This is a genomic window from Hymenobacter psychrophilus, from assembly GCF_900107135.1.
Lineage (GTDB): Bacteria > Bacteroidota > Bacteroidia > Cytophagales > Hymenobacteraceae > Hymenobacter > Hymenobacter psychrophilus.
In genome coordinates this window covers 73,692-94,330 of sequence record NZ_FNOV01000001.1, presented here as the reverse complement: position 1 = coordinate 94,330, position 20,639 = coordinate 73,692, and the positions used below count along the sequence as shown (strand labels likewise).

The 20,639-nt window shown below is 61.5% G+C and carries 13 protein-coding genes; 6 read left to right on the top strand and 7 right to left on the bottom strand.

Translation table 11 applies throughout. From position 1 onward, the window contains the following. Positions 1 to 209 precede the first annotated feature (209 nt). The gene (locus BLW21_RS00335) at positions 210 to 908 is read left to right on the top strand and encodes a peptidoglycan DD-metalloendopeptidase family protein (protein WP_092736725.1); all 699 of its coding nucleotides are present in this window, start codon (positions 210 to 212) and stop codon (positions 906 to 908) included. Positions 909 to 1,078: 170 nt separating this feature from the next. On the opposite strand, the gene BLW21_RS00330 is transcribed toward BLW21_RS00335, so the two are convergent. After that, the gene (locus BLW21_RS00330) at positions 1,079 to 2,293 is read right to left on the bottom strand and encodes an ABC transporter permease (protein WP_092736723.1); all 1,215 of its coding nucleotides are present in this window, start codon (positions 2,291 to 2,293) and stop codon (positions 1,079 to 1,081) included. A gap of 45 nt (positions 2,294 to 2,338) precedes the next feature. Here BLW21_RS00330 and BLW21_RS00325 point away from each other — a divergent pair, with 45 nt between their 5' ends. The 3 genes from BLW21_RS00325 to BLW21_RS00315 all read left to right on the top strand — a co-directional run bounded on the left by BLW21_RS00325 (position 2,339) and on the right by BLW21_RS00315 (position 5,297). Continuing rightward, on the top strand, positions 2,339 to 3,583 hold the full coding sequence (locus tag BLW21_RS00325; protein ID WP_092736721.1) for an exo-beta-N-acetylmuramidase NamZ family protein: 1,245 nt from the start codon (positions 2,339 to 2,341) through the stop codon (positions 3,581 to 3,583). Between the two features lie 104 nt (positions 3,584 to 3,687). After that, a complete protein-coding gene (gene fmt / locus BLW21_RS00320; RefSeq protein WP_092736719.1) occupies positions 3,688 to 4,635 on the top strand; it encodes a methionyl-tRNA formyltransferase in 948 nt (315 codons plus the stop codon). A 176-nt stretch (positions 4,636 to 4,811) separates the two neighbouring features. Next, the gene (locus BLW21_RS00315; protein WP_092736717.1) at positions 4,812 to 5,297 is read left to right on the top strand and encodes a dihydrofolate reductase; all 486 of its coding nucleotides are present in this window, start codon (positions 4,812 to 4,814) and stop codon (positions 5,295 to 5,297) included. An 84-nt stretch (positions 5,298 to 5,381) separates the two neighbouring features. Here the strand turns inward: BLW21_RS00315 and porU2 are convergent, their stop codons facing one another. Beyond that, complete coding sequence (porU2, locus tag BLW21_RS00310; protein ID WP_092736715.1) at positions 5,382 to 9,911, bottom strand: putative type IX secretion system sortase PorU2; 4,530 nt, start codon at positions 9,909 to 9,911, stop codon at positions 5,382 to 5,384. A 165-nt stretch (positions 9,912 to 10,076) separates the two neighbouring features. Beyond that, a complete protein-coding gene (locus tag BLW21_RS00305) occupies positions 10,077 to 11,174 on the bottom strand; it encodes a putative type IX sorting system protein PorV2 (protein ID WP_092736713.1) in 1,098 nt (365 codons plus the stop codon). Between the two features lie 275 nt (positions 11,175 to 11,449). Here BLW21_RS00305 and BLW21_RS00300 point away from each other — a divergent pair, with 275 nt between their 5' ends. Together BLW21_RS00300 and BLW21_RS00295 are read left to right on the top strand one after the other, a co-directional pair. Then, on the top strand, positions 11,450 to 11,821 hold the full coding sequence (locus tag BLW21_RS00300; RefSeq protein WP_092736711.1) for a PadR family transcriptional regulator: 372 nt from the start codon (positions 11,450 to 11,452) through the stop codon (positions 11,819 to 11,821). Positions 11,822 to 11,871: 50 nt separating this feature from the next. Beyond that, positions 11,872 to 14,514, top strand: coding sequence for a PspC domain-containing protein (locus BLW21_RS00295; protein WP_092736709.1), 2,643 nt, complete (start codon positions 11,872 to 11,874; stop codon positions 14,512 to 14,514). Between the two features lie 389 nt (positions 14,515 to 14,903). Here BLW21_RS00295 and BLW21_RS00290 read toward each other — a convergent pair whose 3' ends face one another. From BLW21_RS00290 to BLW21_RS00275, 4 genes are all read right to left on the bottom strand, one after another. Then, positions 14,904 to 15,932, bottom strand: coding sequence for a DUF4249 family protein (locus tag BLW21_RS00290; RefSeq protein ID WP_092736707.1), 1,029 nt, complete (start codon positions 15,930 to 15,932; stop codon positions 14,904 to 14,906). A 119-nt stretch (positions 15,933 to 16,051) separates the two neighbouring features. Beyond that, complete coding sequence (locus BLW21_RS00285) at positions 16,052 to 18,466, bottom strand: TonB-dependent receptor (RefSeq protein ID WP_092736705.1); 2,415 nt, start codon at positions 18,464 to 18,466, stop codon at positions 16,052 to 16,054. A gap of 306 nt (positions 18,467 to 18,772) precedes the next feature. Further along, a complete protein-coding gene (locus BLW21_RS00280; RefSeq protein WP_092736703.1) occupies positions 18,773 to 20,191 on the bottom strand; it encodes a CCA tRNA nucleotidyltransferase in 1,419 nt (472 codons plus the stop codon). Between the two features lie 137 nt (positions 20,192 to 20,328). Further along, on the bottom strand, positions 20,329 to 20,595 hold the full coding sequence (locus tag BLW21_RS00275; protein WP_092736701.1) for a hypothetical protein: 267 nt from the start codon (positions 20,593 to 20,595) through the stop codon (positions 20,329 to 20,331). Between the last annotated feature and the right edge of the window lie 44 nt (positions 20,596 to 20,639).

Below are 20,639 nucleotides of genomic sequence, written 5' to 3'. Positions count from 1 at the left end.
GTCAGACTTGGCAAACAGAACGGTGCAGGCAGTCCGGATGCACAGACGGCAGAAGCGGCACAGACGTGCAAACAGAGCGGTTACGCTTCGGTTACGCTTCGGTTACGCTTCGGTTGCGCTCCACTGCGCGCAGCATGACCGTTCGTGGTCGTGCTGGTTGATGTTCTGCTCACTCTACCTACCAGTTCCTTTTCCTCTCCCCCACCCCCATGCTTTCCGACTTACTCCGCCGCCACCAAGCCGATTTTGGGCCCGTACTGCCCGTCGACCTCAACTCGCCCGAGGTGGCGCGCCTCGATTTTACGGCCGCCAACCCGCTGCTAACCGCCGCCAACCTGCACGACACGGCCACCTTCGACCAGTTGGTAGCTCGATTATTAGCCGATAAAAACGCGCTGATTGGGGTGGGTGGCTACCTCGAAGACCGGGTGATTTACCGCCGCAGCCCCGGCCTGTTCGACGCCGACCCCACGGCCCCGGCTCGCTCGCTGCACTTGGGCGTTGATGTGTGGCTGCGGGCGGGCACGCCGGTATTGGCCCCGTTGCCGGCCACCGTGCACAGCCTCGCCGACAACGAAGGCCACGGCAACTACGGCCCCACCGTCATCCTGGAACACGAGCTGGAGGGAACCGTTTTCTACACGCTCTACGGCCACCTCACGCGCCGCGAAACGGCCCTGTTGCGCCCCGGCCTGGCAATAGCGCAGGGCGACACGTTTGCCGAGGTCGGCCCCGCACCCGAAAACGGCGACTGGCCACCACACCTGCATTTTCAGGTAATAGCCGATTTGCAGGGCCGGACGGGCGACTTCCCCGGCGTGGCCCTGGTGGCCGAGCACGCCACCTGGGCCGCCCTGTGCCCCAACCCCAACCTGATTCTACAAAGCCGCCACCTGAATACGGATTAGCAAGGTTTTTTTCGAATTTATGCATTTTGTGGTCGGGCCTCCCGTGCCGGCGGCCCTCCAACATATGCTGTTTCTAAAAAGCAAACGCCACCTCTATCGGAGGTGGCGTTTGCTTTTTAGAAACAGCTACAAAATCCGTGAAATCCGAAAAAATCCGTGCTAATGCGTGATCAGTCGAATTTGATGGCGGCCACTGGCTTGATGCGGGAAATCAGGTAGGTCGGAATCAGAACGGCCAGCAGGGAGGTGAAGAACGTGGCCGCGTTGAGCAGCAGGATGATAGTCCAGTCCCAGTGAATCGGCACGCGGTCCATGTAGTAGTTTTCGGGGTCGAGCGGGATGACGTGCAGGTAGTACTGGATGGCGCAGAAGCCTAGTCCAATCAGGTTGCCCCAGAGAATCCCGCGCACCGTCAGGCTCAGGCCCCTGAAGAAGAACATACTCCGAATCTGGTTGTCGGTGGCCCCAATGGCCTTGAGCACCCCAATCATGTTGGTGCGCTCCAGAATCATGATAAAAATGGTGGCTACCATGTTGAAAGTCGCCACGAAAATAATGAGCACCAGGAAGATAACCACGTTGCGGTTGAGCAGCTTCAGCCACTCAAACAGCTGCACGTACTGCTCGGTAATCTTGTCGAGCTTGAGGTCGTAGCGCAGGTTTTCGTAGAGGTTGTCGGCTACCGGGTCGAGGCGGTTGAAGTCATTGAGCGTTACTTCGAGCCCGCCCACCAGCGTGTCGGGCCAGGCGTTCAGGTCGCGGATCTGCCGGATGTCGCCGATAACGAAGGCCTCATCGAATTCGTCGAGGCCGGTCTGGTAGATGCCGCTGACCACGAACTGGCGCACCCGCGGTGGGCTCTGAATGAAGTAGAACAGGGCCTTGTCGCCGACTTTAAGCCGCAGCTTGTCGGCCACCTTGCGCGACACGAGCACGTCGTTGCTAGCGGCCGAATCGGAGAAGGTGATGAACTTGCCGGCGGCCAGATTCTGGCGCATCGAGGAGGGGCTGGTTTTCTCATCGATGCCCTTAATCACCACGCCCAGCACCTCATCCTTGGTTTTAATGATGGCCGTTTTGCGCGCAAAAGGCTGAATGGTAGCCACCTGCGGGTCGGCACGCAACTCGCGCATCAGCTGCGGCTGGCCGATGGGCTCGGCTTCAAGCGAGTTATTGGTGTCGTACTTGCTGATTTGCAGGTGCGAGCCAAAGGAGAAGATTTTGTTCTGGATTTCATTGCGAAACCCTTCCAGAATGGCAAACGACACCACCATCACGGCCAATCCCATGGCAATGCTGATGATGGCTATCTTTGTCACCGACGAGGTGAACGAGCCCGCATCGGCCCCGTCAATCTTATGAGATATGTACTGCGAAACGTTCACCGGCGTAAAGCTAGACGAATCCGCGTAGTTTTCCACTCCTCCGCCATGCCTTCCTTCCTACCCCAGGGTCTGCTTAGCCTCACGCTACTGCTCACCGATTGTACCAGCCCAACCCAGACGGCTTCAACCACAGCCCCCATGGCCCCGGTCCAAACTGTAGCGGCCCCGCCCCAGGTGGTGCTGGAGCAGCCCGCCGCCGCGCCGTTACAGGTGGCCGCCGCGCAGTTCAACAAGTATCTGCCGCTATTGAAAGGCAAGCGTGTGGGGCTGGTTGTGAACCAGACGGCCCGCGTGGGCCAGGCGTTTCTGGTGGATACACTGCTGAGCAAAGGCGTAAACGTGAAGGTGATATTCGGGCCCGAGCACGGTTTCCGGGGCGAGGCTGCCGACGGGGCTACTATAAAGGATGGCAAAGATGCCCGCAGTGGCCTGCCGGCGCTGAGTTTGTACGGAGCCACCAAAAAGCCCACGCCCGAAATGCTGCGCGACATCGATGTGCTGGTGTTCGACATCCAGGACGTGGGGGCGCGCTTCTACACCTTTATCAGCACGATGCACTACGTGATGGAGGCCGCCGCCGAGCAGGGCAAGGAGGTCATCATCCTCGACCGGCCCAACCCCAACGGCTGGTACGTGGACGGGCCGGTGCTGGAGCCCAAGTACAAAACCTTCGTCGGCATGCACCCCATTCCGATAGTGCACGGCCTGACGGTGGGCGAGCTGGCTCAGATGATTAACGGCGAAAAGTGGCTGGCCGGCGGCAAGCGGTGCCGCCTCACGGTGGTGCCGGTAGCGGGCTACACCCACGCCACCCGCTACGAGCTGCCAGTGCGCCCCTCCCCCAACCTGCCCACCGCCCACTCGGTCGACCTATACCCCAGCCTGTGTTTGTTCGAGGGCACCGACGTGAGCGTGGGCCGGGGCACCGACCGGCCCTTCGAGGTGATTGGGGCCCCCACCCAGCCCGCCAGCCGGCCGTTCAGCTTCGTGCCCACGCCCAACCCCGGCTCCACGGCCCCGCCCCAAAACGGCAAGCGCTGCTACGGCCAGGATTTGGAAGGCATCGGCGAAGTCGGTTTCACGCTTTCGTATCTGATTGACTATTACAACCAGAGCACGGCCAAAGACAAGTTCTTTACCGCTGGCTTCGAGCGACTGATGGGCACGGCTGAAACCCGCCAGCAGATTATTGCCGATAAGTCAGAAGCCGAAATCCGGGCCTCATGGGAGCCGAAGCTGGGCGCGTATAAACTGATGCGCCAGAAGTATTTGCTGTATCCGGAGAACTAAAGTTCACGCAGTGTCTCGGGGTGGACGACGCGGTGTCTCGCAGTGTCGTTCGACGACCACCCCGAGACACTGCGCCATCCACCCCGAGACACTGCGTGAAAAATATGCTGAACATCATCTTCATGGGCACCCCCGAATTTGCGGTGCCCACACTTGAAGCCCTGCTAGGCTGGGAAGGTTGCCAGGTCGTGGCCGTGGTTACGGCACCCGACAAACCCGCGGGCCGCGGCCGGCAGCTGCAGGGCTCGGCTGTGAAGGCAGCAGCCGAGTCCCACGGCCTGCCGGTGCTCCAGCCCACCAACCTCAAGGCCCCCGAGTTTCAGGCGGAGTTGAAAAGCTACGGGGCCGATTTACAGGTGGTGGTAGCCTTCCGGATGCTGCCTGAGGTCGTCTGGAATATGCCACCGCGCGGCTCCATCAATGTGCATGCCTCGCTGCTGCCCCAGTACCGGGGCGCGGCCCCCATCAACTGGGCCCTCATCCACGGCGACACCCAAACGGGCGTCACGAGCTTCTTTCTACGCCACGAAATCGACACTGGCAATCTTATTTACCAGGATGCCGTGGACATTGCGCCGGAAGATGATTTTGGCTCCCTTTACGAAAAGCTGAAGGGCGCCGGGGCGAAACTGGCCCTGCGCTCGGTGCAGGCCATTGCCGCCGGCGAGGCGCCCAGCATCCCGCAGCCCGCGCTACCGGAGCTGCGGCCGGCCCCCAAGCTCACGAAGGAAACCGGCCGCTTCGACCCCGTGCGGCAGTCGGCGCCGGCCCTGGCTAACCTGGTGCGCGGCCTCTCCCCCATCCCCACGGCCTTCACCCAGCTGCCCGACGGCCGCACGCTCAAAGTGTTCCAGGCGCAGCCCTTCAGCGACGAAGAAGCCAGCGGCCCCGACATGGGCGGCGCCGGCAGTTGGTACACCGACGGCCGCAGTTACCTGCGCCTGCAAACCGCCGACGGTCTGCTCGATTTGCTCGATGTGCAGCTAGAAGGGAAAAAGCGCATGCCCGTTCAGGATTTCCTGCGTGGTTTTGACGTGAAGCTGCTTGGTTAGTAGAAGAACGTCATGCGGAGCGGAGTTGAAGCATCGTTACTGCTTCGTTGTATTGCTGACTCAATCGACAGGGTTAGCACTGCAGTAGCGATGCTTCGACTCCGCTCCGCATGACGTTCTGTGTACCCGCTGGTCCAATTTTTCACTTTTTCACTTTTAATTTTTAATTCCAAAGTATGACCGCACTCGTTGTAGCCGTGGCCGATAACGGCATTATTGGGGGCGAAAACCGTCTGCTCTGGCACTTGCCGCTGGATTTGAAGCACTTCAAGCAGCTCACGCTGGGTCACCCCATAGTTATGGGCCGGCGCACTTATGAAAGCATCGGCCGTGCCCTACCGAAGCGGCGCAACATTGTGGTTACGCGCCAGGCCGGCTGGCTGGCAGAGGGCTGCGAAACGGCTGCCTCAGTGCTTCAGGCCTTGGAAATGGCGCGCACCACTGATGAAGATATCTTCGTTATCGGCGGCGGCGAGATTTACCAGCAGGCCCTGTCTGCCGCCGATACGGTGTACCTAACCGAGGTACATCACGCCTTCGAGGGCGACGTAACCTTTCCCGAGTTGCACCCCGGCGAATGGCGCGAAGAAAGCCGTGAGCGACACGAACCCGATGAGCAACACGCGCACGCTTTCAGCTTCATTACGCTGCGGAGAAGATAAACTGAGCGGCCAGCAAGTGCAGAGGCCGGGCAGCATACCTAGTGGTATTGCTGCCCGGCCTCTGCACTTGCTGGCACCGCTCAATTACCGTAACAGCACCAGCTTACCCCAGTCCTTCTTGAAGGCCTTGTCGGCGGCGGTGGTGCGCTGCTTGAACGCGCCGGTGGGGTCGTCGAGTACCACGCGGTAGAGGTAGGTGCCATTGGCCAGCCGGTCGCCGTAGGTGTCGGTGCCGTCCCAGTACTGCTCCGTAATGTTGTTACCGATGCGCAACGGGCCCATTTCCTCCATCATAATTTCCTTCACAACCCGGCCAGTCAGACTCACAATCTGAATTTTCATGTTGCGCGGCATCACCTCGCCGGTGAGCGTGAAGACGAAGCGGGTTTTACTGGTTACCGGGTTCGGGTAGGGGAAAACGTTGGTAATGGACGAGCCCGACACGACCTCGAATGTGATGCGGTAGGGCTCAGTACCGGCCGGGTTACCGCTACCGTCCTTGCCCTGCACTTCCAGCGTGTAAACGTTATCGGCGAGGGGCTGGCTCTTACCTGGCTCGAACACCATACGGGCCAGGCCCTGAGCCGAATCTACCTTGAAGGAGGTGATACTGCCCCCGTTCAGGTCAATAGCCTGGCTGGGTTTGCCGCGCGGAGTGAGCACGAGCAGGAAGTTACCACGGCCGGTAACCGGCCGCAATTTATCCAAATCGCGCAGCTGCACGCTGATGCTGGGCCGCGGCGACACGATTTCGCCGTTGAGCAGGTGGCGGCCGTCGAAGGCCACGTCGAGCACTGGCGGCGTATCGTTGTTTACCACCTCGAAGGGTGCCAATGTTAGCTCGTTGTTGAAGTAGTTCTGCTCGGGCTGGCGGCGCGGGTTAAGCACTACCTGGCCCGAGAGCGTGCCGTAGAGGCCGCGGGCATCGAGCGCGACGCTGTACGTCTGCTGGGTGTGGGCCAGCAGCGCCGGCCCCTGCAGCGGATAATACCGTTCGCGCGGGGCGCCGGCCGTGCCCGAGCGCAGCACAATGTAGCCCACCAGTGGCGCTTTAAAGTCGAAATCCGACACGTTCTGGAAAGACACCGGCACCGTAACCAAACCGGTTTTCTGCGCCTGATCGGTTAGTTGAGCGGCCGTTAGGGGCGTGGCGCTGGGCCGCACTACGCCTTCGGGCACGCCCTGATAAGTTACCAGCCATTGCTCCAGCTGCGGAGTCTGGCCGGGGTTATCGGTCGTGAGCGTGGCCTGCAGCTGCAGGTAGCGGTACAACTTGGCCGATACGCTGCTCAGCGCCAGCGTCCGGCTCGTAACGTTGGGGTTGAGCACGGTGGTCGTACCCAGGCTGTCGATGCCCAGCAGCTTCAGCGTATAGCCCGTTTCCGAGCCGGTGCGGATGGTGTGGTAAAGCGTTTCCCACTGCCGGGCCGGCCCAATGCGGGTAGACGTAACGGTGGCCTGCCGGGTGTTCTCGTCAAAGCTCCACTGCCCACCGGGCACGGCTACTTCCACCCCGCTCCGCTCGTCGCGGCGGAACTGGCCGGGGTGGCTCTGCGACCAACCGCCCTGCGTACGGCCCTTAATCACGCGGAACGAGCTAACGGCCCAGTCGGGGCTTTCGTCGCCCTGCGGCGTGTGCAGGCGCACGCGCCAGTACCATACTACGCTGTCGGGCTGGCCGGGCAAAACAGGCAACGCGGGCGTCCATTCGGGTACCATCACCGCGCTCAGCTTCGCTTGCCGGAGCGGTTTGGCAAAGGTTTGCGTAGTGTCAAGCTCCAGGTCGTACTCGCGGCTACTGGTGGTGGGCACGTTGCTCTGGGCCACCAGCCGCACATCATTCGAGCCCACAATGGCAAACTCGGGTGGGCTGAGTGGCGTCACACCGCCCGTCAGGAAGGTGTAGCTGAGCGTTGCGCGGTTGTTGGTTTCGTCGAGTTCGGGGATGAGGTTGTCGGGGTCAATATCCACCTGAAACGTATTCTGGCCAGCCACGCTGCCGGTGGTCGGGTTGGTCAGGGCCAGCGTGTAGGTGGTATCCTGGCGGGCCTGGGGTACCACGAAGTTGGTGACGCTGGTGTTGCTGCCTACCATGCGGGTAACGCGAATCGGCAGTGCGCCAGTGGTAATTTTACCCGGATTGCTCACGCCCAGCTTCAGTTCAAACGCGGCATTAGGTGTGGCTGGTACCACCGTTGGCGCCAGCTGCAGGCGGTTGTCGGCGGTTTGGAAATCGGGACGCTCGGGCGAGAACAGCCGCAGGGCTGGGTCGCCCTGCCAGATGGTACTCATCAGCGAGGGAATGCCGAATTGCCCCGGCACCAGCACGGGCTGCAACCGCCGGAAGGCTTCGGCCTGCGCTTCTACCACGGGCTTGCCATACCACTGCGGATCGTTGAGCAGCAGCGTGTACGTCAGCTTGTCTACTTTGTCGATGTTAGCCGCCACATCGAGCGAGGAGTTGCCCATGAAGCCGATGCAGCCCTTGTCGGCCACCAGCATCCAGTCTTCGCCCATGGAGCCCAGGCCCGTAAAGGCATTGCCCGCCACGCAGCCACTCATGAACATCACCGGGTAGCGGCCCTTGTTGGCGTAGCCGCTGGCCGGGGCCAGAATATTGGTGGGCGTCAGGTTGAAGTCGCGCAGGCTGCCGTGGCCGAAGTAGCTGATAATGGACACGCCCTCGTTCACCTGGGGCGCAATGTCCACAATTATCGGCTCGTAGCCCAGCCGCCCTATCCGGTCGATAAAGCGCACGACGCGGCCCCCGAAAAAGGGCTTCTTCATGATGCGGCCGTATTCTTCCAAGTAGCCCTTGAACTCTTCCGGCTCGCCGGGTTCCTGGCCGCCCGCCATCAGCAGCACGTTGCGCCGCCAGGGCTCCAGGCCCAGGGCCTCATGCTCGCGCAGCTTGCTCAGGTAAATCATTATCTGGGCCGGGTTGTTGGCCGCAATGCGGCCGGTGGCCATGCGGCTCACGTAGTCGCCCTTCTGCCAGTCGGCCGTGAAGAAAATGTCGGAAGCACCCCGCGAGCTGGTTGGCACGTAATCGGGCGTGCCGCCGTACTGCGCCGGCGTAAACCGGCGGTGCAGGCGGCCGTTAATGGCCGTGCCCGTTTCGTAGCCCTTGCCCAGCAGCAGCAGGTAGCGCTGCCGCGGACCGCCCACGTCCAGCATCCACTGCGCAAACTGCCGGATAGCCAGCGCCGATTTCTCGCCGTAGTGAAACTGGTCGTAGAGCTGCTCGGTGCTGACGGTGAGCGTATCGTACTTGCCGCCGGTGGCCGAAGCCCGGTAGGCGGCATAGCTGCGCACGGCGTTGGCCGTGGTGCCATCGGCCGTGGGCTGCATCAGTCCGCGGGCACTCACCACCAAAAAGTTGGCCGTGGTGGGCAACGCCCGAAAGCGGACTTGCTGCGCCGGCAGCGGGGGCACCAGGGTGCGGGCGCCATCGTGCAGGCGCAGCACGCGGGCCCTCCCGTCTGTAGCCGCCGGAAACACGAGTTGCCCGGCCGCATTAGCCGCCTGCGATACGCGCACCACGCTGTAGGGGTCGGTTACGTCGTAGCCCAGCACGGTGGCGGGCAGGTTGGTGGGCTGGTAAGCCAGCGCGCCGGTCAGCGTCGAATCGGACAGCACCGTTAGGCCCGTCTGGCCGGTAGCCCAGCGGGGCGTTTGCGGATACGTAACGCGCACGTAGCCCACCCGCACAAAGTTGTCGCCCACGAAACCGGGTGTTGGCGGGGTACTCAGCTTGAGCTGCAATTTGCCATCGGCACCTATATCAGTAGCGCGCAAGGCCGTGCGGAACCGGGTGGAGTTGAATCCGGCCAGCGTGAACGACCCCAACTGACGCGGGCTCGTACCCGAGGTTACCGCTATGGTTACGGTGCGGATCGTGTTCCGGAAGCCGACCACTAGCATCTCCAGCCTGGGGTCGCCGACTATTGCCGTCAGCGAGTCGACAGTAAAGCTGCCATCGTACACATCACTGGTACCATCCGGCTTAGCCCGAACGCCATACAAGTCCGAAAAGAAACCCTCCCCCGCTTCCATCCACGGCAGGTACACGAATGACTCCTCGCTGATGCTGGCCCAGCTGGTGGCCAGCACTTCGGTCCGGTAGCCCAGCCAATTCGCGTGCGGCGCAGCGGCGGCTAGCTGGGGCTGGGTCATGCGCTTGCCCAGCGTGGTGGGCGAAACCGTGAGGAAATAAGCCGCTGTATCGGTGAACAAGCTGTAGAGCTTGTGGGCCTGATCGGCGGCGTTCTTATACATGCCCCGGTCGAGCTGGCCGTCGTTGCGCTGGCCGAATAATTCCACGAACGAACTGGCATCCAACGCCGTAGCGTTGCCGCCCACATGGATGGCCACCTCGCGGCCCCGGCGCCACAGCTGCAACCGGCGCGGGTCGGCGCTGGTCAGGCCCGCCTGTTGCAGGTAGGCATAGTTGAGACGGTAGATACCGTCGCGGGCCACTTTTATCTTATAGTACTGCTGGCCCGGTACCAGCCACTCGTTGCCGTAGGGGCCCGACTGCGCCCGGGCGGCCGCCATGCCCAGCAGGCTCAGCAGTAGCACCAGCCACATAGTCTTCAGGTAATTCTGTTTCATAATTCTAAGCTGTTAGCTAAGAGCTGAGAGCTGTTAGCTTTCGTTCTGGAGAATAGCCGACCACATGTACCTTATCTGGTCGGCTGATACTTGTGCACTGTTCCAACTGAATACCATTGTCCATCAGCCCAAAAAGCTAACAGCTAGCAGCTTTCAGCTAAAAGCTTATTTAAGGCCGTAGCCCAGCGACACGATGATGGAGGTGGGCTGCGAACGTTGGCCGAGCTTTTCCACAGCCAGTCGGGTCAGGGCCATATCGAGGCGCAGGCCGCTCAGGGCCACGCCCAAGCCCAGGCTGGGCTGCACTTTCCAGGTTTCGGAGCCTGTAAACGACTGCACCTGCTGCGCGTTGCCCACGCCACCGCGCAGGTACACCAGGTTTTTGTAGCCCAGCTCCAGCCCCGCGCGCGGGTCGATGTTGACAGCCTTGCTCGACACCAGCGTGTTGCGCTGGCCGTCGGTGCTCAGTTCCATATCGAGGGCCGCCAGGGCCGTGAATTCGCCGGGCAGCCTGATGAGGCGACTACCGCCGAACACGAAGAGGGGCAGCGTTATCTCAGTGCTGTTTTCCGGAATCTGATCCAGGGCGTTGGCCGGTCCTTCGAACTGGTCGCGGTGAATGGTCCAGGCGTTGTAGGTGGTGGTAATATCGCGGGCCATCAGGCCCAGCTGCCAGCCGTTGCGGCGGTACTGCACGCCGGCATCAATGCCAAAGCCGATGGCATCAGCAAATGAGCCGATGTTGCGGTAGATGACCTTGGCATTGGCGCCCACCTGCAGGCCCTTAATGGAGCTTATCTGGCGGGCGTAGGAAAGCAGCAGCGCGTAGTCGGCCACCGAGAAGTAGCGGATGTTGTTGTAATCGATGTAGCCGTACTCGTTCACTAGGTTGCGGGTGTCGGCAATGTCATCAACGCCCAGCCGAATGAGGCTCACACCCAGCGCGCTTTTATCGTCGAGCTTCATCCCGAAGCCGGCGTAGTCGTTTTTCACGATGCCCGAAAACAGCTCAGAGTGCATCAGCACGCCATCGAACTTGGTTTTCTGGTTCACCAGGCCGGCCGGGTTCCAGTAGCCGGCGGTGGCGTCGTTGGCCAGGCTGACCTGCACTTTGCCCATGCCCAGGGCCCGGCCGCCCACGCCCACATTCAAAAATTCGTTGCTGTACTTGGGCGTTTTGGTCTGGGCCAGGGCCGGCGCCAGCGCCGAAAAGCTCAGGCCCGCGCCTAGTAGCAGGGCCTTATAGGAGGAGAGGTGGAGCATGGAGAAGTAAGCCAAATACGAATCCGATAGAGGAAGAAAAGCACTGTTCGGCAGCAACGCAAGATACTTATTAATAGTGCGTCTCGGATTGCCTGCCTCGCCAAAAACCTAATGCGGCAGTGCAAAGATACGCCGCCGGGCTTAGCTGCCAGACCTGGCCGGGCACTGGCAGGAAGGAACATTATGCAACCAAAAATATATTTCAACAGTACCTTGTGTTACATAGTACCTTTTGCTACCTTTGATTCATTCATCCACCCAATCTGCCCACGCCCATGAAAGTCGAGAACACCCAAGTGCAGATGCGGAAGGGCATTCTGGAATATTGCATTCTGGAAATCATTGCCCGCGGCGAGGTATATGCCTCCGACATGCTCGAAGAGCTGACGGCGGCCCGCATGCTGGTCGTGGAAGGCACGCTCTATCCGCTACTTACGCGCCTCAAAAACGCGGGCCTGCTGGACTATACCTGGAAAGAATCTATGAGTGGCCCGCCCCGCAAGTACTACACGCTCACCGAGGCCGGCCAGGATTTTCTGCACCAGCTGCGCCTGACTTGGGAAGAAGTCCAGGACTCGGTCCGCATCATCCGCCAGAAACCCGGCGCCGCACCCGAACCAACTGCGCCGCCGGAGTTCGCGCTCTGAGCGCCCGCCCGCCCCTCTCCTATTGTTGACTTGTTGCAGCAACCACGACCATGAAAAAGAACATCAGCATCAATCTCCAGGGCATGATCTTCCACATTGAGGAAGATGGCTACGACGTGCTCAGCCGCTACCTGGCCGAGGTAAAAGCGCACTTCAGCGGCTACCGCGGGCACGAAGAAATTGTGGCCGACATTGAGGGCCGCATTGCCGAGCTCTTTGCCGCCCGCCTCTCCCCCCTCAAGCAGGTCATCACCCTGGACGACGTGGAGAGCATGACCGCCAAGATGGGCCGCGTGAGCGACTTCCAGCCCGCCGACGAGGCCGACGAAGATGAGCAGCTACTGGCCGAGGCCGTTGCCAACGGCTCGGCCCGGGGCACCTACGCCGGCCCCACCGGCGGCGGCAGCACCACCGCCGACTTCCCCCCCGTGGCCGACGAGGCCGAGGCCGAAACCGGCCCCAAGCGCCTGTACCGCGACATGGCCAACCGCAAAATTGCGGGCGTAGCCGCCGGTATTGCCCGCTATTTCGCCGTTAATCCACTCTGGATTCGGCTGGGTTTTGTGGCGCTGCTACTCATTAAGCCGCTGGTGCGGGGTGCCTTTGATTTCGATGGAGACGCCTTTCACGTGCGAGGGTTTGACTTCGGCGGCTTTGCGTTCTTGGTTTACGTAGTACTCTGGATTGCCCTGCCCAAGCGCTACGACGCTACGCCGGCCGACGAGGACCCGACATTCAAAAAGCTTTACCGCGACACCGACAACGGCAAAGTAGGCGGTGTATCGGCCGGCCTAGCGGCATATTTCAAGGTTGACGTCGTGTTGGTGCGGATTCTGTTCCTGGTGGGTTTGTTCGCCGGCGGCTTTGCCTTCCCGCTCTACATTGTGCTATGGATTTTGCTGCCCGAGGCCAAAACGGCGTCCGACAAGCTGCGCATGCGTGGCTCGGCCGTCACGCTTTCGGCCCTCGACAGCGACCTGCGCAACAACCCCTATGCGGCTGGCTCGGAGGGCAGTGCGCCCAACAACCGCCCCGTGGGCACGTTTCTAGAGGACTCGTTCAGCAACATCCGGCCGGTGCTCAACGGGCTGGGCGGCGTCATCCGGGCCGTAGTGGGGGGTATTCTGGTGCTCACGGGTTTTAGCATGCTGCTCCCGATTATAATTGGGCTGGGCGTGGGCCTGGGCCTGACTTCGGCCCCCAACTGGGGCGACTTTGGCCCGCTGCAGCCCTACCTGCTCTTCAACGATATTTCAGTCTGGGCCGTGCTGGCGTTCTTTCTGCTGATTGGAATTCCGGCACTGGCGCTGCTGCTCACGGGCCTCGGCCTGCTGCTGCGCCGCTCGGTTATGTCGCGGGCCGGCAACCTCACGCTGCTGGGCTTGTGGCTGTTGGGCATTGTAGGCAGCGCAATAGCCGCTACGCAGGTGGGCCGCGAGTTTCGACGCGAGTCGGAAGTTACCCAAACCGTGGCCCTCGCCGGCCTGACGAGCCCGCGGCTGCTGCTGGAGCGCCGCCAGCTCGACAACGACCAGTGGGTTGATTTGGATATGATTGGCATCGACAGTGCCCAGGCCCCGCGGCTGGAGCGCATCATCTCGGCCAAAGGCTCCTCCGATTCGCTGGCCCGCCGCATGGCCGCCACTTCCACCGCCCACAACCTGCGCGTCCTCAACGACTCGACCCTGCGCATTGACGACCACTTCACCTACCAGCCCAACGCCCGCCTGCGCGACCAGCACATGCGCCTGCGCCTGCTCATGCCCCGCGGCCGCACCTTCCGCATGACGGAGGACTTCGCCAACTGGCTCGATGCCGAGGACTACGTAGGCGGCCGCCAGCCCTACAAGCCGGAAAACGCCGTGTACCGCATGCAGGGCAGCAAACTGGAGTGCCTCAACTGCACCGATGCCGACCTGCGCGGCAGCAACGCCGACAATGACGACGACAACAGCAGCGACTACGACGAAGGCCGCTCCGACGCCAACATCAACCTCGATTTGGGTGGGGTAGACAGCTTCGACACAGCCGAAAGCGGCTATGGCTCGGGCCGGCGCAGCTACTCCGATTCCGATTTCGACCACGTATCCGTGGCCGGCCCCTACCGGCTGGTGGTGCGCCCCGGCAGCAGCTACTCCATCAAGGCCGCCGGCTCCGATGAGGCCCTGCGCCAACTGGTGGTGAAGCGCGACGGCAACGAGCTGGTTATCAAGCCCCGCAACCGCAGCGTGTTTCGGCTGGGCAGCTTTTCTTCGGAAGCCAGCCGGGTACTGATTACAATGGAGCTGCCCGTACTTAACCAGCTGGAGCTGGTGGGCGGGGCCCGCGCCCGGGTAAGCGGCTTTAGCACCGGCGACCTGCAGGTAGAGCAGGCCGGCGGTTCGCAACTGACCCTCGACGGCAAGTTCAACGAACTGAACATGGACCTGGCCGGCGGCTGCCGGGCAGCACTACGAGGCTCGGCCGATCAGCTCAGCATCGACGGGGCCGGCGCCTGCGAGGTAATTGCCCCGGGCTTCACGGCCCGCCGCGCCAACATTGATGTGGTAGGCGCCAGCAAAGTACGTCTGCGCGTTACCGAGGAGCTGGAGGCCGATGCCACTGGCGCCAGCGTAGTCGAGTACAGCGGCTCGCCCGCCGACGTACGCCGCAGCGCCGTAGGCGCCTCCAGCGTGCGGGCGGTTACCGAGTAAGCTGGCGTAGCCGCAGTAGTAAGCCTTGCCAAATGCCTCCCAGAGACACTAAAAGGCAACTTACCAACAACGACGCAATTTTACCGTAACCCACTGGCATTTCAACCGTTCTATACCTCAACGATCAAATTTGTATCCGGGCTGGCAACTGTTGGCCCGGTTTTTACATCCGTATAGCACAGCACCTGCAAGGTGCCTTAGGCAAGGGTCCGTATGTGAGTGAAAAAGATGCGACCCGAGAGAGCCCCGGCCTGTTTCCCTGCTGCAACAGGAGGTCTGGGGCTTTCTTAATCAACCTGTAGCCTACCTGGCACAACGCCACAAGCGGCCGGCCCCACACTGGGGCCGGCCGCTTGTTGGTTGAAGACCAGTTGCCGAAAAACCGGCGGCTAGAGAAGCGGAATGCGGTACACCGCGTCGGTGGCGCCGCCAAACAGGCCGTAGCCGCCGCGTAGGTTGGAATGTAACGGGGCGGGTTCGGCAAAAGGGTTGCCGTCGGTGTCATAGAAGCGCAGCACCGACTGATAAAACTGGTACGTATCGGGCGTAATGCTGCTAACGACAACTTCGATGTAGCCGGGCTCCGGAACGCTCCCCCCGCTGCCGTAACCGCCCTGGAAGTACAGCCGCACATCGGTCCCAAAGCTCAGCAGCGGCCCATTACTGCCCACGTCGCTGTAGGGGTACTGGCTGTAAAAGCTGCTGGGGTCAGAAAGCTGGAAGCGGCTCAGGTTGATATCTGGCCCATCGGCGCCGGGGGCACTGTAGTCGCGCGAAACGGCCCCCCAATAGTTGCCCTGCTTATCGAGTACGCGGGCGTAGGCCAGGTAATAATCGGTGGTGGCGGGGTTATCGGCCACGGCCACCGTGAGGCGGCCACTGTAGTCGTAGCCATAGCCCCCGTTGTTGGGGTCGCGGGGCTTGGCCGCGTAGCCGGCCGACTCAACGGTGGGTACGGCGGGCAGCGCGATGGTGGCCTCGACGGCCGCTACACCCGGGGCCGACGCCCGGAGCGTATAGCGGCGGCCGGGCACGCCCACAAAGCCGCGGGTAGGCACGTAGTCGCCATAGATACTGTCGCGCGGGCCGCCGCCACTGCCGAAGTACCCTTGCTGGGCCTTGGAGCGGAACTGCTCCACCAGCCGGCCGCTCTCGTCGAAGAGCTGCACGGTGGCGTCGCCGCGGCCGGCCAGCTCCTTGGTTTCGAGCACTCCCTGGCTACTGCTCACGTACAGCTGGCGCTGCCCAAAAAAGCTGCGGTTACTGGTGTTGGAGGGCAGTTCGGGGGGCGTGTTGCTCAGCGTGTAGCTCAGCGCCAGCCGGGGCGTGTGCGGCGGCGTGTCCACGTCCACAACCGTTTCGCAACCCGCCAGCCCCAGGCTCAGGCTTACTACCAATAACAAACGCAGCTTATCCATATTAAGAAGAACTAAAACCCCAGGTAATCAACAAAATTCAGCAAACCCCACGCAGTGCGCGCAGCAACCAACGAACAGCAAATCAGCGTAATCATCGAAGAATCAGCGCAACTCCCTGATCAGAATTTAAACGCCTTGCTGAATGAGGGAATGATGGGAAACAATGACACTTGGCGGTAAGTGGGCTTTTCCTGCACGTTGCCCTGGAAGTCGGTGTAGCCGCGCTGGTAGTAGAGGTAGTAGGGGTTGCGGCGGCTGTACACGTTGTAGATGCTGAAGCTATTGACAACTTCGCCCCACTTCTTCTTCTTGGTCTTGCTCAGGTCCAGGTCGAAGCGGTGGTAGGCCCGCATCCGGAACGAGTTCCGGTCGCCGTAGTCGTCGTACTCTTGGCCGCCGCCGAGCAAAAACCGGCCCTGCGAAAGCGTGGTGGCGTTGCCGGTGCCATATACCCAGGTAGCCGACAGCGTGAAGGTGGGACTGAAGTGGTGCGAGACAACCACCGACACATCGTGGCGCCGGTCGTACTTGTAGGGGAAGATGCGGCCCTGGTTGAGGTCGGGGAAGCGGCGCTTGCTCCAGGCCAGCGAATAGCCGATCCAGCCGGTGGTGCGACCAGTTTTCTTCTGCAGAAACAGCTCGCCGCCGTAGGCCCAGCCCTTGCCGCTGGTCACCTTATCCTCCCACTGGCTATCCACGGTACCCAGGAAGCTGGCCCCCTCGCGGTACTCGATGAGGTTGCGCATGGGCTTGTAGTAGCTCTCGAAGCTCAGCTCGTACGCTTCCTCTTTGAAGTTGAGCGTGCGGGCTGCCCCCAGGCTAACCTGTTGGGCCCGCTGCGGCCGGATAACGGGCGTCGAGGGCACCCACAAATCGGTGGGCAGGCCAATGCCGCTGTTCACGAGCAGGTGCACAAACTGCGAAGTACGGGCGTAGGAGGCTTTTAGGGCCCACTGCTCGGTAAGCAGGAAGCGGGCCGCCAGCCGCGGCTCGATGCTGGGATAAAACGTGCCCCGCACCAGAAACCCGTTCAGGCGCAGGCCGCCGTTTACTTTCAGCCGTTCGGTCAGCCGATAATCGTCTTCGGCGTAGAGGCCGACCTCGCTGGCCAGCGTCTGCGTGCCCAGCTTCGTCTGGGCATTAACGTCGCCGAAGTTGCCCTTCTCCTGCAGCGCGCCGGGCCGGAACGAGTGCAGAATGTACTGCCCACCGAAGCGGATGTAGTGGTCGGGCGAAGGAGCGTAATCGAAGTCGGTTTTAAGGCTCAGGTCGCGAATGTTGGAGAAGTAGCGCAGCGAGTACTTGCTCGTTTTGGCCTGGCCGTTGTTATCGGTGTAGCGCTGCTCATCCTCCTGGCCCACTTCAAACTGGTACTTGCTGTAGCTGAAATGGGTGTTCATGAACAGCTTATCGTTCACCACGCGGTTCCAGCGCAGACCGGCTGTGATGTTGCCCCAGCCCAGGTTGGCCTCCGCACGGCTGTAGTCGCTCGAATTTTTGTCTTTGTCGCGCAGGCGGGCATAGAACTTGTCGTAGCCGGTATAGCCGCTCAAGTACAGCCGGTCGCGGCCACTGAGCTTCCAGTTGAGCTTGGCGTTGAGGTCGTGGAAGAAGTAGCCAATCGAGCCCCCGGTGCCCTCTGCCGACAGCTGCGACTTGATGAAGGGCTGGGCCAGAATATCGAGGTAAGTGCGGCGGGCCGAAATCAGGAACGACGCCGTGTCTTTCTTGATAGGGCCTTCGAGCGTGAGCTTGGCGGCCACGATGCCCACGGCTCCCTCGCCGTGGAACTCCTGCATGTTGCCCTCCTTCATCGAAATATCGAGCACCGACGAAAGCCGGCCACCGTAGCGGGCCGGGAAGCCACCCTTAATCAGCTCCACGTTATTAAGCGCGTCGGCGTTGAAAACCGAGAAGAAGCCGAACAGGTGCGCCGCGTTGTATACCGGCGTACCGTCGAGCAGAATCAGGTTTTGGTCGGGCGAGCCGCCGCGCACATATAAGCCGCTCTGGCCCTCACCGCCGCTCTGCACGCCGGGCAGCAGCTGCAGCACCTTCAGCACATCGGTTTCGCCAAACAGCTTGGGCAGGTTCTTGATCTGGGCGATGGGCACGTTGATGGTGCCCATGCGGGTGCTCCGCTCGATGCGCTCCTCCGTACCCCGGTTGCCCACAATTTCCACCCCGCCCAGCTCGCTGCTGATGCTGCGCAGCCGAAAGTTATGGCTGGCATTGGCCGTGGCTACCGTGGCCCAGCGGCTGCGCTCGTAGCCCAGGTAGCTGGCCAGCAGCCGCACCGAGTCGGAGGGGGCAGCCGGAGCGGGCAGCGTGAGCGAATAGAAGCCGTAGGTGTTGGTGGCAGTACCCTCGCCGGTAGCCGGACTGACGACCGCCACGCCAATCAGGTTTTCGCCGGTGGCCGCGTCGCGCACATAGCCACTAACGGTAATTTTGGCGCCCGATTGGGCCTGGGCGGCCCCAGCGGCCACCAGCACCGCGCCGGCCAGCAGCAACGGGCGAACTAAAGAATGCATAAAGGTTTTGTTATAGCAGAAAGATTAAGGAAGAAATCGATAAGCAGTACTCGTCGGGCAAAGCTGCCGCGCCAACTCCGGGAGTTGCAACCGACAAAAAAGGTTGCAGCACTTTTGGAAGCAGAAACAATTTTGCAGCCATTCTCGTTGAGCAGCCCCGAAATTCCAGCGCAATATCTACAAGAAACTGACAACCAATAAATAAATTATACTACAGTTGGTATAGAGGCCGGCGAGTCGGGCCCACGCGAAACAAATTTTTCGCGTGGGCCCGACTCGCCGGCCTCTATACCAACTGTAGTACTGTTACCTCGCCACCGGCGTCAGGCGCTGCTGGCGGCCCAGTTCCAACAGGAGCGCGAAAGCCTCGTCGTACTCGTTGCGCACCCGGCCCTCCAGAATTGCTTCGAGCAGCGCTTCTTTCAATTCGCCCACGGCGCGGCTGGGCTTTAGGCCGAAGGTTTCCATGATGATTTCGCCGGTGATGACGGGCTTGAAATTGCGCAGGCTATCCTTTTCCTCCACTTCCTTCAGCTTCTGTTCCACCACATCGAAGTTGCGCAGGTAGCGGGCCACGCGGTTATGGTCCTTGCTCGTAATGTCGGCCCGGCACAGCAGCATCAGCCGGTCGATGTCGTCGCCGGCCTCGAACAGCAGCCGGCGCACAGCCGAGTCGGTTACCACCTCCTTTACCAGCGAAATAGGCCGCAGGTGCAGCTTTACCAGCTTCTGCACCTGGCGCATCTCCTCGCCCAGCGGCAGCTTGAAGTCGGTGAAAATGCCCGGCACCCAGCGCGCGCCCTTGTCCTCGTGCCCATGAAACGTCCAGCCCACGCGCTTGTCGTAGCGCTTGGTGGCAGGCTTGGCAATGTCGTGCAGCACCGCGGCCCAGCGCAGCCACAGGTCGCCGTCGGCCGCGGCCACGTTGTCGAGTACCTGCAGCGTGTGGTAAAAGTTGTCTTTGTGGGCATGCTGGCCCACTTTTTCTACGCCGTGCAGTCCGGCCATCTTCGGGAAGATGAGTGCCAGCAGCCCGCTACTGAACAGCAGCTTGAAGCCGTAGCTCGGCTTGGGCACCAGCAGCATCTTATTAATTTCGGTCGTAATCCGCTCCTGCGACACAATACTGATCCGCTCCTTATTGCGGGCCAGCGCATCAAACGTATCGGGCTCGATATCGAAGTTAAGCTGGGCGGCAAACCGCACGGCGCGCAACATGCGCAATGGGTCATCGGAGAACGTGATGTCGGGGTCGAGGGGCGTGCGGATGAGCTTGCGGGCCAGGTCGCCCATGCCGTCGTAGCGGTCCACCAGCGTCCCGAAGTCGGCCTCATTCAAACTCAGGCCCAAAGCGTTGATGGTAAAGTCGCGGCGGGCCAGGTCTTCTTCGAGCGTACCGGCCTCTACCTCGGGCTTGCGGCTCTCGGCCCGGTAGCTTTCGCGGCGGGCACCCACAAACTCCACCTCAATATCGGGCGTGGGCAGCATGGCGGTGCCGAAGTTCTTGAACACCGTCACGCGGGGCCGGCCGGGCAGGCGGCGGCTTACCTCCTGGGCCAGCGCAATACCGTCGCCCACGCACACCACGTCCACATCTTTACTGGGGCGGGCCAGGGCAAGGTCGCGCACGTAGCCGCCAATTACGTAGGCCGGCGAGCCTTGGGCGGCGGCGGCGGCGGCAATAGTCTGGAACAGGGGCAGGTCGGGGAGTTGCGGCGTGTGCATGGCACAAAGGTAGCAAGGCCCCTAGTATGACCGGATTCAGGGAGTGACTGGCCGGTGGCAGCATGGGCAATGAGCACAAAAAAGCGCCTCCGGAGTTTTCCAGAGGCGCTTTTTACCAGCCGTTGCCGGCCATGTACTTACTGGGCCGGAACTTCTTCCACCAGCTTGTCGGCGGGTACGTTCTTTACTACGGCCGTGTCGCCGGGCTCGGGAGCCATTTCGGCAGCCGCGTTGTCGGCGGTGTTTTCGATGGCGTTACCGGCGGCGTCGGTGGCGGTGGCAGCATCGTTAGCGGCGCTTTCGGCGGTAGCCTCAGCGTTTTCCTGGGTAGCCTCCGAGCACGAAGCCAGGGCGAAAGGAGCGAAAGCGGCCAATACGAGCAGGTTTTTGAACGAGAATTTCATGGTCAGTAAAGTAGAGGTTGGTGTTTGATTTGGGCTTTCATACC